This window comes from Helcococcus ovis, assembly GCF_004524775.2.
Classification (GTDB): domain Bacteria; phylum Bacillota; class Clostridia; order Tissierellales; family Peptoniphilaceae; genus Helcococcus; species Helcococcus ovis.
This window is the reverse complement of sequence record NZ_CP119081.1, coordinates 526,415-541,792: the sequence shown is the minus strand read 5'-3', so window position 1 is coordinate 541,792 and position 15,378 is coordinate 526,415. Positions and strand designations below refer to the sequence as shown.

Annotated in this window: 9 protein-coding genes; 3 read left to right on the top strand and 6 right to left on the bottom strand. The window is 25.2% G+C overall.

All coding sequences use genetic code 11. The features are described from left to right. Positions 1-2: 2 nt before the first annotated feature. Positions 3-1,190 (top strand): coenzyme F420-0:L-glutamate ligase, encoded by a 1,188-nt coding sequence (locus EQF90_RS02535; protein ID WP_134744283.1) that lies wholly within the window; start codon positions 3-5, stop codon positions 1,188-1,190. A 60-nt stretch (positions 1,191-1,250) separates the two neighbouring features. On the opposite strand, the gene EQF90_RS02530 is transcribed toward EQF90_RS02535, so the two are convergent. Next, positions 1,251-2,156: a D-alanyl-D-alanine carboxypeptidase family protein gene (locus tag EQF90_RS02530; protein ID WP_134712036.1), complete on the bottom strand. Its 906-nt coding sequence runs from the start codon at positions 2,154-2,156 to the stop codon at positions 1,251-1,253. 210 nt (positions 2,157-2,366) lie between these two features. Between EQF90_RS02530 and EQF90_RS02525 the strand changes: the two genes are divergently transcribed. Continuing rightward, positions 2,367-3,872 (top strand): IMP dehydrogenase, encoded by a 1,506-nt coding sequence (locus tag EQF90_RS02525; protein WP_134712035.1) that lies wholly within the window; start codon positions 2,367-2,369, stop codon positions 3,870-3,872. A gap of 227 nt (positions 3,873-4,099) precedes the next feature. Further along, on the top strand, positions 4,100-5,938 hold the full coding sequence (locus EQF90_RS02520) for an ATP-dependent helicase (protein WP_134712034.1): 1,839 nt from the start codon (positions 4,100-4,102) through the stop codon (positions 5,936-5,938). 39 nt (positions 5,939-5,977) lie between these two features. Here the strand turns inward: EQF90_RS02520 and EQF90_RS02515 are convergent, their stop codons facing one another. From EQF90_RS02515 to mfd, 5 genes are all read right to left on the bottom strand, one after another. After that, complete coding sequence (locus tag EQF90_RS02515; protein WP_134712033.1) at positions 5,978-8,374, bottom strand: hypothetical protein; 2,397 nt, start codon at positions 8,372-8,374, stop codon at positions 5,978-5,980. Positions 8,375-8,385: 11 nt separating this feature from the next. Next, complete coding sequence (locus tag EQF90_RS02510; protein WP_134712032.1) at positions 8,386-10,431, bottom strand: efflux RND transporter permease subunit; 2,046 nt, start codon at positions 10,429-10,431, stop codon at positions 8,386-8,388. A 109-nt stretch (positions 10,432-10,540) separates the two neighbouring features. Further along, the gene (locus EQF90_RS02505) at positions 10,541-10,819 is read right to left on the bottom strand and encodes an HU family DNA-binding protein (protein ID WP_134712031.1); all 279 of its coding nucleotides are present in this window, start codon (positions 10,817-10,819) and stop codon (positions 10,541-10,543) included. Between the two features lie 106 nt (positions 10,820-10,925). Then, positions 10,926-11,912 carry a peptidylprolyl isomerase gene (locus EQF90_RS02500; RefSeq protein WP_134712030.1) on the bottom strand — a complete coding sequence of 329 codons (987 nt, stop codon included), beginning with the start codon at positions 11,910-11,912 and terminating at the stop codon, positions 10,926-10,928. Then, on the bottom strand, positions 11,899-15,375 hold the full coding sequence (gene mfd, locus EQF90_RS02495) for a transcription-repair coupling factor (protein ID WP_134712029.1): 3,477 nt from the start codon (positions 15,373-15,375) through the stop codon (positions 11,899-11,901). Before mfd ends, EQF90_RS02500 begins: the two co-directional genes overlap by 14 nt. Between the last annotated feature and the right edge of the window lie 3 nt (positions 15,376-15,378).

Genomic DNA, 15,378 nt, shown 5'->3' with positions numbered 1-15,378 from the left:
AAATGAGTAGATTAATAGGTACAAGTTCATTAGGAATAAGGCTACCAATTGTAAAACAAGGTGATGATTTAGTAAAAATCGTGAGTGATTGTTTTACAGAAGTTATAGAGCAACAAAAAATCGAGGTTTCAAATACTGACATCATTGGTATTACTGAATCTTTATTGGCAAGGACACAGGGAAACTATGTAAAATTATCATACATTACTGAAGACTTAAACAGTAAGTATAATGATGAAATAAGCTTAGTGCATCCAATTTTAAGCAGAAACAGATTTTTAAATATTCTAAAAGCTATCGCAAATACAAATAAAAAAGTTAAAATTTATCTTTCATATCCAAGTGATGAAGTAGGAAATCTACTTATGGATAAATATGAAATAATGAAAAAAAATGTAAACATCTACAAAGATACTCTAACCGAAGAGGACTATCTAAATATCTTAGGTAAAAAATACCTTCACCCATTCACAGGACTTGATTATGTTGAAATATATAAATCAGTATTTCAAAAAGGTCAAGTAGAAATCTTATACTCAAACAATCTAGAAGATATTGCAAAAAACTCAAAATCTATACTTGTAGCAAATATACATGATAGAGAATACATGAAAGAATATTTCAAGGAACATGGTATTAATTCTGTGTATACACTTGCTGATATTATGTCAAGTCCAATAAACAATTCCGGATATAACGAACACTATGGACTATATGGTTCAAACGCAGCTAGCGATGATTCACTAAAATTATTCCCTAGAGATGCTAAAAAATTCGTTGATGATGTTCAAGCAGAAATAATGAAAAGAACGGGTAAAAAAATTGAAGTTTTAGTATATGGTGATGGTGCATTTAAGGATCCTATTGGTGGAATATGGGAATTAGCTGATCCTGTTGTATCTCCCGGATTTACTGATGGTTTAATCGGTAGACCAAATGAAGTTAAAATAAAATATCTTGCAGATAATGATTTGGCAGATTTGTCAGGTGAAGAAGCAATTAAAGCAATGAAAGAAAAAATCAAAACCAAAGATGATAATGATGTTACACAAAATGCAAAATTAGGCACAACTCCTCGACAACTTACAGACCTTGTCGGCTCATTATGTGATTTAATGTCGGGTTCAGGAGATAAAGGTACTCCTGTAATTTACATTAAAGGTTACTTTGATAATTACTCAGTTGAATAAAATTAAATGAAAAATAGTCATGCCCTTTTACAAAAAATTGAATTAGAACATGACTATTTTTTATTTTTCAATAATTCTTTTTATAATTTCATTGGCTTCTTCATATCTTTGTTTATCAGTTTTTGAACCTAATATATGAATGATATATTCTCTATCACCTTTATTATACAATAAAATCAAATTATTTATCCCATCTAATGAACCGGTTTTAGTTCCTTTAATTTTTTTACTAAAATATTTAAAATTAGGATCTAAAAATTTATTTGTATTTATCCAAGCAATATCGGTGTCATCAGGTAAACTAGCAATATATTCATAACTTGATATAACTTCTCTTATAAACTTATATTGAATAATATTATTAACAACATTATTTAAATCCTCACAAGTAGTATATGATTCATAATCAAAACCAGATGGATTGTATATTTTAGTATTTTCATATCCTCTATCTCTCAAAAATATATTGAATTTTTCTTGAAATAAGTCCAACCTAGTTTTTATATCTCTTAAACTTTTATCTAAATTTTTCCCACAAAAATCAGCCAAAACATATGCAGCATCATTACCTGAAGGAACTAATAATCCTGCAACTAAATTTCTTAATGTATATTCTTTATATTCAATATTAGCTAAAGATGAATTTTTAGGTACATATTCTAATATTCCATCAGAAGGTGAAATTACAGTATCTAAATTATAATTTTCTATAATATAATCTGTCAAAAATAATTTTGATAGACTTGCAGGAGATATTTTTTTATTTTTATTTTTTTCAAATATAACATTATTGTTTGATTTATCAAAAACATAAACAATTTCAGAATTTATTTTTTGTTTAAAAATATAATTTTTAGCTAGTAATGCCATTATAATAAAAAATATAATATATAAAATATTTTTAACAATTTTATTTTTATTAATTCTACTTTTTTTTACTAAAATTTTACGATTTTCAAAATCCATAATTCCTCCTTAAAATAATTATAACTATTAATGTAAATAATTACAATCTGTAATGCTTAGAACGGATAAAATAATTCAAAAAATGAAAATAAATGATATATAAAAAATATCCCTTTGACTTTAACAAACATAAATGATAAAATTAATCACAAATTTAAATATATTAAATTTTAATTTTGGAAATATTTAGTAAATAAGAAAGGATATTTTATGGCATTTTATTTTAGCGAACCATCAAGAACATTTAGTGAATACTTATTAGTACCTGGTTATTCATCGAAACAACACATGGTATCAAATGTTAGTTTAAAAACACCTATTACAAAATTTAAAAAGGGTGAAACACCTAAAATTAGTGCGAATATTCCACTTGTATCAGCAATAATGCAAGCCGTATCAGATGATAAAATGGCTGTTAGTTTAGCTAGAGAAGGTGGAATTTCTTTTATTTTTGGCTCTCAATCCATTGAATCTCAAGCAAATATGATTAAAAAAGTTAAATCATATAAATCGGGATTTGTAGTAAGTGATAGTAATTTATCTCCCGATGCAACTTTAGCTGATGTACTTGAGCTAAAAGAAAAAAATGGATATTCAACAATAGCTATAACTGAAGATGGTACAAGTAAAGGTAAACTTTTGGGACTTGTAACAAGTAGAGATTATAGAATTTCGAGAATGACTACTGATATTAAAGTTACAGAGTTTATGACAAAATTTGAAAATTTAATATATGCTAATGTTGGTCTAACTCTAAGTCAAGCTAATGATATACTTTGGGAACATAAATTAAATGTTTTACCAATAGTTGATGATAATCAAAATTTACAATTCTTTGTATTTAGAAAAGATTATGACATGCACAAATCAAACCCAAATGAACTTTTAGATTCTAATAAAAGCTTCATCGTGGGTGCCGGTATCAATACAAGAGATTATATGGAAAGAGTACCTGCTCTAGTTGAAGCCGGATGTGATGTTTTATGCATAGATTCATCCGAGGGCTTTAGTGAGTGGCAAAAAGACACTATTAAATGGATTAGGGAAAAATATGGTGACAGTGTAAAAGTTGGTGCTGGAAATGTGGTAGATAAAGAGGGCTTTGATTTCCTTGCAAATGCCGGTGCTGATTTTATTAAAATCGGAATTGGTGGTGGTTCTATCTGCATTACAAGAGAACAAAAAGGTATTGGTCGTGGGCAGGCATCTGCGGTTATAGAAGTTGCTAAAGCTAGAGATGAATATTTTGAAAAAACCGGTATTTACGTTCCTGTTTGTTCGGACGGTGGAATTGTTCACGATTATCATATGACTCTTGCACTTGCAATGGGTGCTGATTTTATAATGCTTGGTAGATATTTTGCCAGATTTGATGAATCACCTACAAATAAAATAAATATAAATGGTAATTTTGTTAAAGAATATTGGGGTGAAGGCTCAAATAGAGCTAGAAACTGGCAAAGATATGATCTTGGTGGAGCTTCAAATCTAAAATTCGAAGAAGGTGTTGATTCATACGTTCCTTATGCAGGATCATTACACGATAATGTAAACTTAACAATCAATAAAATTAAAGCAACCATGTGTAATTGCGGTGCTTTGAGCATTAAAGAATTACAAGAAAAGGCAAAGATTACTCTTGTTTCATCCACTTCTATTGTTGAAGGTGGAGCACATGATGTTATCGTTAAAGATAATTTTCAAAATAAAATTTAAAATATGTAATTAATCAAACAGGCTTTCTCTTAATTGAGTTAGCCTTTTTAACTATATAATAAAACTAATTAAAAATATTTTTTATCTCCATATTTAGATTTTCAATTTAATTGATGTAATTAATTCACATAAAAATTTTTTTAATGATAAAATCTTATCTGTTATTACAAAAAATTAATATTTTATTTTTTTTGTTTTATATATTAATATTATTTTGAGGAGTTATTATGAAATTTTCAGAAAATCAATTAAAAGTAATAAATCATAAAAAAGGTCCAGCATTAGTATTGGCAGTCCCCGGTTCCGGTAAAACTACAGTATTATTAGCAAGAATAAATAATTTAATAAACAATGGAATTAATCCTGAAAATATTTTGGCAATGACATTTTCTAAGACTCAAGCTAAAGATATGGAAATTAGATATAAAAAAATCTACGGTGATCAAAACATTCATTTTTCAACTATTCATTCTTTTGCATACGGTATAATAAAAAAATTTTCAAATAAATTATCAAATTTTATGATTATAGAATCATCAAAAGAATATAATAAATACTCTATTGTCCAGCAAATATTTTTACATGTTAGAAAAAAATATATGAATGATGAACAATTGGAAAGTTTTTTTAGAGTATCTAGCTTTTTAAAAAATACATTAATGGATTATAATGAATATAAAAAGATGTATTCCGCTATATTTAATGGTTTTGAAAAAGTATACACTATATATGAAAAATTCAAAAAAGATAAAAATTTACTTGATTTTGATGATATACTTATTGAAGCCTTGAAAATACTTCAAACTAATAAACAAGCACTAGATTTTCTTCAAAATAAATTTCATTATGTACAAATTGATGAAGGTCAGGATACATCATACGTACAATTGAAAATCATCAGCTTGGTATCACAAAAAAATAATAATTTATTTATTGTAGCAGATGATGATCAATCAATATATGGATTTAGAGGTGCTAATTCTAAACAATTACTTGATTTTCCTAATGTTTATCCGGATGCTAAAATTTTTTATATGGAAAATAATTATAGATCTACTCAAAATATAATAAAATTTTCAAATAAATTAATAAAAAATAACAAACAAAGATATTTAAAAGTTATAAAATCAAATAATTCTGAAGGCAATAATGTAAATATAATTTCTACTAAAAATACAAAGCAGCAAATTGAATATATTATTGATAAGGCATTAAAAAAACTTTGCTTAAATGAAACAGTTGCAATATTATACAGAAATAATATTTCGGCAATATCTTTTATTAATTATATTCCAGATAATGTTGATTTTTATATAAAAGATAGTACTAACGCTTTTTATTCACATCAAATAATTAATGATATTATTGATATTATAAATTTCTCTAAGGATCAATATGACTTAAATTTATTTAAAAAAATTTATTATAAATTAAATTTATTTATAAAAAAGGAATTTGTAAAACAATTGGAATTCATGGATGAAAGTGATGATGTCATAGAACGATTAAAAAACGTTGAAGGAATAAATAATTTTTTCCTAGAGAAAATATACTTACTTTCATATTACATGGATAAATTATCTTCATTAAATTTTTCAGATGCTGTAATATTTGTTTTAAGAAGTATGGATTATTATGAATATGTAAAAGAACTTTCTAGACGAACAACAGGATCCATGATTTCCTATGATAGAATTATAGATACTTTGATTAATATTTCTAAAGACATTAAATCTGTTTCAGAATTTGAAAATAAAGTCAGAAATTTAATCGAGAAACAAAAAAATCACGGCATCAATTCTTCAAATTTAACACTTTCAACTATACATGGTTCAAAAGGCTTAGAATTTGATAATGTGTTTATAATAGATTTAGTTGATAAAGAATTTCCTTCATCTTATTCCGAATCGGTAAATGAAGAATTAGGAATTTTAGAAGAGGAAAGAAGGTTATTTTATGTTGGAATTACAAGAGCAAAATATAATTTAACCCTGCTTTATCCAAAAAAACTCTTTATAAATGAGGTTAAAAATTCTTCATTCATTAATGAAATAACCCGAAACTAAAAATATGGGCTGCTACGAAATACGTATCAGCCCATATTTTTACTTCCAAAATGTAATTATATCCCAAAGTTTTTCAAAAAATGTAGGAGTCTTTTCAATTATTTTTTCTTCATTTTTTAATGTCTTTTCAATAGCATTAGATACATAAACAAATTGTACCAATCTTAAGTTTTCATTTTTGTCATTTACAAAACTTTTTAGCTTAAAACCTTCTTTACTAAACAGTTTTAATTTCTCATCAATCTCTTTTTTAGCTTTTTCAGTCATACCATCAGTCATATTTTTTAATTTTGATGTGCCATTTTCAAATTCGCTAAGTCCATCTATAAATTGACTAAAACCGTTATTGTACTGTCCAAAACCATTGTAATATTGAAGAACTCCTGAAGAAAGCCTATTTAATCCTAATGATAAATCTGTCTCACCTTGTAAAATTTTATTATGATTTTCAACTAATAAATCCATACCAGTCTTTAATTGACTAACTTGTGATAAATCTTCTCCAAAATTTAATCTATCTAGTATACTTTTAATTACATCATTTAATTTTGAAGATCCATCTTTTAGCCCTATTATTCCACTTACAAGTTCTAAACCATTTGAATTTAATTTATTAATTCCATCACCAATTTCTTTACCCCCAGGAATTAATTTGTCGTTTATTCCATTAACTAATTCATTTGTTCCATTAGTATATTCAACTAAACCATTATGAAATTTTTGATATTGTGTCTTAAAACCAGCTAATTTTTTAAGTTTTTCTAATGACTTTACTTCATCAAATTCTATAAGTGCTTTTTTCAAAGGTAATAATTTTTTATTTAATTCAAAATTATATTCTTTTATAAGCATTACTAATTTATAAATCTGATCGTCAGTGATTATAATATTATTTATTGAATTACTTATTATACTAAACTTTTCCTTAAGCTTTTTAATAATATTTCCCAGTCTTATTGCTTCATCTAAAAGTTTTTTTACATCTTCATTTTCCTTATCTTTTATGTCTAACTTTTTAATTAAATCTTCTTTATCAGTAGAAATATTTTGTGCATCAAATTCTATAATCAAATTATTAATATCATCTTTTATTTTGTTTAATGATTTTTTCAAATCTTCATATGATAAATTTTCAATTTTAGATTGAATATCCGTCCAAAAATTAAGTATTTCATTTATAATATTTTTTAAATTTTTCATATCATTTTCCGATAATTCATTTAAAAACTGTAATTTATCAAAAAATGACAACCCATCTAAAATTTGAGAAGAACCATCTACAAGTTTTTTCCCTCCATCAATTAATTTTTTAGATTCTAAACCCATAGTTTCTATTCCCATAATATACTTTTCAAATCCTAAATCTAAATTTAAAACCCCATTAGTATATTTAGTAATACCATCAGAATATTTCTTTAAGCCTTCATTTAATTGATTTGTGCCTTTGTACACTTCACCTAGCCCAAATTTCAATTGGTCCATACCAAAACCTAATTGTCCTATTTTTGAGACTAATTCATCTATTCCCTGTGAATATTTTTGTAATCCTCCATTAAATTGAGAGACTCCATCTTTTAACTGATTTTGTCCAATTTTAGTACTATCAATCCCTTTATATATTTCATAAAGAGAATTAAATAATAATTTACTGTTATTATTTAATTGATTTGCCCCACTTAATAGTCTAGTTGAGCCATTTCCAATTTGAGATATAGCTCTTTCTAATTGATATAAATTATCAGTAAATTGATTAATATCAGGCATATCAAAATTCATATTAAAAGGTACAGCAGAAAATGTAAATGAATTCATTTGAAAATCAGTACTCTCAAGTTTTACTTCAAAATTTAATTCTTTTTCCGGCAAAACTGTATAATTTAACAGCTGTATTCCACCATTAAATGCAAATGTTGCATCTTTAGCCTCTTTTACTATTGTATGTTTTGAATCAATACTTAGTTGTAATTGTCCAATATAGTAACTAGAATAAAATTTATCAGCTTTTAGATTTTTCAATATGCTACCTTTTATAGTTATTAAACCCTTTTTTCCTAATATATCTTTTGTTGATAATTCTTTGTTATCTAAATAGTATTTTAATTGCACATTCCACGGTATTTCCTTATTAGGATTATCTCCTTGATAGAAAAATTTTCCCTTTTTTGTAGTAACTGTTATTTGATCCCCTACATTTTTGACTTCATCAAGTGTTGAAAGATTTTTAATATTTTCATATTTACCAAAATCCGTTATTATCCCGTCTTTTTCTAAACTAAATCCATTTACAACATATACCCCCTTTTTTTCACCATTAGGAGAAACTGATATATAAACTATTTCATCTTTTTTCGTGTTATTTGCTGCATACAAATTTAATGGTACAGAAAAAAATACAACAAATGATAAAATTACTGATATAATTTTTTTAAAATTCATTTTACTCCTCCTCATTTCCTAAAATTAGCATTTAATGTTGTTTTTTCAATAATAAAATCAAAAAAATATAATAATATCGGTAGTAAAAATATTACTAATGTCAGTGAAAATATTCCTCCTCTTCCTAAAACTTTTCCAAGTTCACTTACAAGTCCAATTGATGATATCAATGATAATACATATCCTGAGGTAATAAGTATTAATGCCGGTGGAATTATTGAACCGTATACCTTTTGTCCAGCTTTAATTAATGATTCTTTCTTATTCATTTTTTTTCTATTTTCAAGATAGTTATTTGTATATAATATAGCATAATCAACAGTAGCTCCTAATTGTATAGATGAAATAACCAGATAACCTATAAAACTTAACTTTGTATTTGTAAAATATGGAATTGATAAATTTATCCATATTGATGCTTCTATAGTAAACACCAGTATAATTGGCAAAATTAAAGATTTAAAATTTATTAATATTACCATTGCAACTGAAACTATTGCGAGCAAATTTACTAAAGAATTATCTTTTTTTATTATTTTACTCATATCTTGCAAAACAACACTCTTTCCTAGAATTTCATAATTTGAATAATATTTATTTGCAATTTTTTTAATCTTATAGATAAGATTAAATGCTTTTTCACCTTCATTTTCACTTGTTGTATTAAGTATAATTCTTGAATAGTTTTTGCTTATCAAAGATTTTATTTGTACTTCAGGTGGTATTTTTAACGGAATAGCATTACCAACATATTCAGTATATGATTGTACATTCTTTATTAATTTCAATTCTTTTAATTCATCAATCATTTTTAATTCTTTAGAAATTTCACCATTAGGAACTAACAATACTATAGGTACATCTTTTCCAAAATATTTTTCTATACTTTTTTGATCTTTTCCCTCAATAGAATCTTCTCTATATTCACCCATACCATATGTAAAATCATTTTTTTGTTGTCCTAAAAATGCTATTGGCACAATTAAAATAATAAAAATAATAATCCATTTTAAATTTAGTACAAATTTTGATAAACCTTTGAAATTTGGTAAAAAATCTCTATGTTGAGTTTTGTCAATTAATTTACTAAATAGTTTTATTAATGCTGGAAGTAAGAATATTACAGAAATTAGACTAAAAATTACACCCTTAGCTAAAACTAAACCTAAATCTATACCTATCCCAAACTTCATAAATACTAAAACAATAAATCCAAAAATTGTTGTAAGTGCAGATGAAATAACAGCTGATGAAGATTTTACTACTGCATTTTCTAAAGCAATATCAGCATCTTTAACTAAAGTTTTTTGATGCTTAAATTCATGTAATAAAAATACACCGTAATCTAAAGAAACAGCAAATTGCAGTATTCCACTAACTGCTTGAGTTATAAATGAAACCTCTCTTAAAAATATATTTGTTCCCATATTTATTATAATAGCTACACCAATTGCTATCATGATAATAATTGGCTCAAACCAGGATTTAACTGCTAACAATAATATTAAAAGTGATGCTGGTAACACAAAAAGTGTAATCTTTGAAATTTCATCTTTTGTTGAGTTTTGTGCTGCTGACTCAGAAACTAATTCTCCATCATATGATGTGTCGAATTTTAATAACGATTTAATTTTATCAAGAGATTCTTTAGAGTTGTTTGATTTCACTGAAACTTGTAACAATGCATTACCATCTTTATAGTATTTATTCAATAAATTTTTATCCATTAACTCAATTGGCTTAGATGTATTTTCAAATTTATCCAACCAAATAACTAATTTTACTTCCGGTAAATTAATTAACTTATTTTTATATTCTAAAACTTCCTTTACAGTTACATTTTTTAACATAACTCTTAAGTTTGGTATAGGCTCAACATATTCTTTAGCCATTTCATTCATTGATATAACAGAATTTGAGTTATTTGGTAAATATTTTGATAGTGAAAAATTTATTTTAACTCCTAAAGCCATAATTGCCATTACAATTGTAATAACAGAAAAAATTAATATAACAATTTTATTTTTTTTTATTAAAATTTTAGTTATTTTTTTCATATAAACTCCTAAAAATTAAAATTTTTTCACTACTATATCTATATTATACCCTTTATTAAATATAAAAAAAGACATTGGATAAACCAATGTCAATTAATATATAAATAAATTATTTATTTACAACTTCTTTTAATGTTTTACCAGCTTTGAATACTGGAGCTTTTGAAGCTGGAATATGAATTTTTTCTTCAGGATTTCTTGGATTTCTTCCTTCTCTTTCTTTTCTTTCTCTAACTTCAAATGTACCAAAACCAACTAATTGTACTTTTTCTTGTTTCTTTAATGATTCTGTTACTGTTTCTAAAAATGCGTCTAATGCTTTTGTTGAATCAACTTTTGTTAATCCACTTTTTTCAGCAATTTTTGCTACTAAATCTGATTTATTCATTTTTTCCTCCTAATATTTCAGTCATATAAAACTGTACTTTAATTATAACATATAAAACTACAATATCAAGTGTTTTCAATACTTTTATTACTTTTTTTGTAATTTTTTAGTTTTTATTTTCAATTTTTTTACCATTAAAATCATAGAAATCTATTTTTGTAGATTTCACTTTTTGTTCTACATATTTATTATACTTTTGACCACTTAAAATATCATTTATTTTTTCTTTGTTTTTATCTAAACCTACATTATTTTTATTTACTACTATTACATGATAACCATATTTAGTTTTTACCGGTGCAGATACTTCATTATCTTTAAGCTTAAATGCTGCTTCTACAAAATTAGCTTCGAACGCTGCTTTAGTAACTTTTCCCAATTGTCCACCTTTTGCGTTAGCTGCTTTATCTTTTGAATTTTCATTTGATAATTTCTCAAAATCTTCACCTTTTTTTAGTTTTTTAGAAATTTCGTTAGCTTTTTTTTCATCATCTACTAAAATATGTTTAGCATCTACATTATCTAAAGAATTTTTATTTGCTTCATAATATTTTTTTATTTCATCATCTGTCGCTTTATTTTCTTTCTTAAAATTTTCTAAATGCTTTTTATTTGATAAACTATTTTTTATATTTTCTATAAAAGTATCCAATTTAATACCCAAAACACTCAAATATTTACCAAATTCTTTTTCACCACCTAAATTTTTAACATATAGATCTATTTCTTTTTTTACTTCATCATCTGAAACAGTAATATTTTTCGCTTTTAATTCATCTTTAATAATTTTATCTCTTACCAATAAATTTGATAATTCTCCAGTTAAATTTCTTTGCATTGCCAAAATTCCTGAATACAAATCATAATATTTATAAAAATTATCAAAAGTAACCTTTTGACCATTTATATCCATAAAAACATTTTTATTTTCTCTTAAATTTGTTATTTTTACTTTACTTAAATCTGAGCTTTTTACATCTTTAGTTTTTGATACATCAGATTTTTCACTTCCATTTTTCCCCGTTTTTGCTTGACATCCCGCAATAAACACAGTTGCTGCTAAAATTATACTTAATAATTTAATTTTTTTCATAATTTTCTCCTTTATTTATATTATTTATTAATTCAAATAGTTCTATTAATTTTATCATATATCCCTTTTCTTTAGGTATATATATGCTTGGACTATTTATTAAACTAAATCTCATAGTGCCTTTGTATGCTTGTGACAAAATTTTTAATTTTTCAAAATCAAAAACATCTAACTCAGTATACCTCATCATTACTTCAGAATCAACCTCTATTAATTCATCAATATTATTAGATAACATTAATGATCTAATATACGATATGTCAACAATGTTTTGAACAGGCTGAGGAATATCCCCAAATCTATCAGTTAACTCATCAATTATATTATAGTGATCTTGGGATGTTTCAATAAATGAAATTTTCTTATATATATTAATTTTTTCATTTTCATCTTTTATGTATTCAGACGGAATATATACATCAATATTTAAATCAATTTTTATTTGTCTATCAATATTTTTAACTTCAATACCCTTTATTTCGTCAATTGTTTCCTTAAGCATTCTTACATATAAGTCATAACCTACGGATTCTATGTGCCCACTTTGACTTTCTCCAAGTAAATTGCCTGCTCCTCTAAGTTCAAGATCTCTCATTGCAACTTTATAACCGCAACCCAATTCAGAAAAATCCTTTATAGCTTTAAGTCTTTTTTCTGCTATTTCAGTCATTATTTTACCTTGCTTATAAGTAAAATAGGCAAATGAATTTCTATCAGATCTACCAACTCTACCTTTCAATTGATATAACTGTGACAAACCCATCTTGTCAGCATTATATATTATAATTGTGTTTACATTATGTATATCCATACCGGTTTCAATAATAGTAGTCGTAAGTAAAATATCATATTTATTATTTGTAAAATCATCCAAAATATTTTCAAGTTCTCTTGTACTCATTTGTCCATGAGAAATCACAATACTAGCCTCAGGTACAATTTCTTTAAGCTTTTCATACATTTTATGTATAGTTTTAACTTCATTATATACAAAATACACTTGTCCATTTCTCGCCATTTCTCTTAAAATAGCTTCTCTGATATACTCTTCATCATATTCAATTACATAAGTATTTACAGGTAATCTATTTGCCGGATATTCATCTAATAATGATAAATCTCTAATACCGGACAAAGACATTTGAAGTGTTCTAGGAATAGGTGTAGCTGACAAAGTTAAAACATCAATATTTTCACTTATTTTTTTTATTTTTTCTTTATGCTTTACACCAAATCTTTGCTCCTCATCTACAATCAATAATCCTAAATTTTTAAACTCTACATTATCAGAAAGTATGGCATGTGTACCAACTATAAAATCGATATTTCCCTTTCTTAAATCTTCAAGCACTTTTTTCTTTTGTGCCGGTGTCTTAAATCTAGATAAATAATCTATATTTACAGGAAAATCTTCAAATCTGGACTTCATTGTATGAAAATGTTGATTTACAAGAATTGTTGTCGGTGCAAGCATTACAACTTGCTTACCATCCATAACAGCCTTAAATGCAGCTCTTAATGCAACCTCTGTTTTACCATACCCTACATCACCACATAATAATCTATCCATTACTTTATCAGATTCCATATCTTCTTTAATCTCTGAAATTGATCTTAATTGTGCATCAGTTTCTTGATATGGAAAGGAATCCTCAAACTCTCTTTGCCATGGAGTATCTTTAGAGTATTCAAAGCCCTTAATTTCAGCTCTTTTCGCATACAATTTTACTAAATCTTCCGCAATTGCTTCAATAGCTTTTTTTGCTTTATTTTTAGCTTTTTTCCAATCTGTTCCTCCCAATTTTGAAAGTGCCGGCTTTTTATCACCATTACCAACAAATTTAGAAACCATACTCATATCTGTAGTTGGAATAAATAATTTTGCATCATCCTTAAAATGCAATTCGATATAATCACTTCTTATATTATTTATCTCTATATTTTTTATCCCAACAAATTTACCAATACCATAATTATCATGAACTAATAAATCTCCATGGACTAAATCGGAATAGTTTATAATATCCTTGTTTTTTACAGTCTTTGATTTTTGTTTTTTTACTTTCCTGAAAATTTGTGAATACGCTATAAATTTTTCTTTTTCTTCAAAATAATCAAATCCACTTTCTAAATAACCAATAATTATTTTAATTTTTTTATTTGATATTTTTATATTTTCAATAATATCTGAATTCAAGTCAAATTCAGATAATTTAATCTTTAAACTATTAGCATCATCAATATTTGGTGTAAATATTTTTATTGTATATCCATTTGATAATGAAAATTTTAAGTCATGAATAAAATCATCAAAATGCCCATGATATGACTGATTTTGTCTTACCTTAAATTCTATTATTTTATCAGGTTGAAGATTTCCGATATTTTTTAATAAACCTGAAATATTTATAATTTTATAATTTTTTAATTTATTTTCAATATAAGATAAGGTATAGAAAATATTTTGGTGTTTATATAAAAGTTCACCCCTTTCAATTCTTGACTGAATATCTTCAATTCTAAACTTTTCTGATTTCCTAAAATTATTATTAATATAAGTGTAATCATTCAATAAAATTAAATAATTGTCTGATATATAATCAAAAAGATCGCCACTTTTATCATTCATATACGGTATAATTAAATCAATATTATCTATATCATGTTGGTATTCAAGTTGTTCCTTTATTTTTTCAAATTTAGCATTTACTTTTTGTGAAATTTCAATGTCAAAGTTCTTATTTGTTTTTTGAAGATCTTTATCTATTTCTTTTATAATTTTATCTATATCATCAATATCAAAGTAATTTTCCTGAATAGGATATATTGTAAAATTTTCAATATCTTTTATAGACATTTGAGTATTTACATTAAATTTTCTAATAGAATCAACATCAACATCAAATAATTCTAATCTTGTTGGATATTCATCAGAAATTTGAAATATATCTATTATATCCCCTCTAATTGCAAATTCGCCTTTTGACTGAATAATATTTCTTCTTTTATATCCTAATTTAATTAATCTTTTTGATAATTCATTAATATCAACTTCAGAATTAATAGTTATTTCAAAACTATTTTTTATAAAATTCTCTTTAGAATATACTTTTCTAGTCACAGCTGATATGCTTGAAACGATAATATTTTTTTCTCCATTAACTAAATTTATAATCGTTTTAAGCCTAAATGCTTTATTTGTATAATCCAAATCTTCAATATTTTGATAATTTAATTCTATATCAGGAAAATAGTCTACTTTAAGATTGTTGTTTTGCAAATTTTCAAAAAGTTTTCTAGCGATTACATCATTTTCACACAGCACAAAAACAGGTCTATTTGAGTTATTACTTAACTCATAAATAAAATGACCTGTAGATTGTTCTATTATTCCATAAGAATATATTAAATTGTAATTTTCATTAATAGCCTTAAATAAGCTATCATAAGCTTTTTCTATCATACT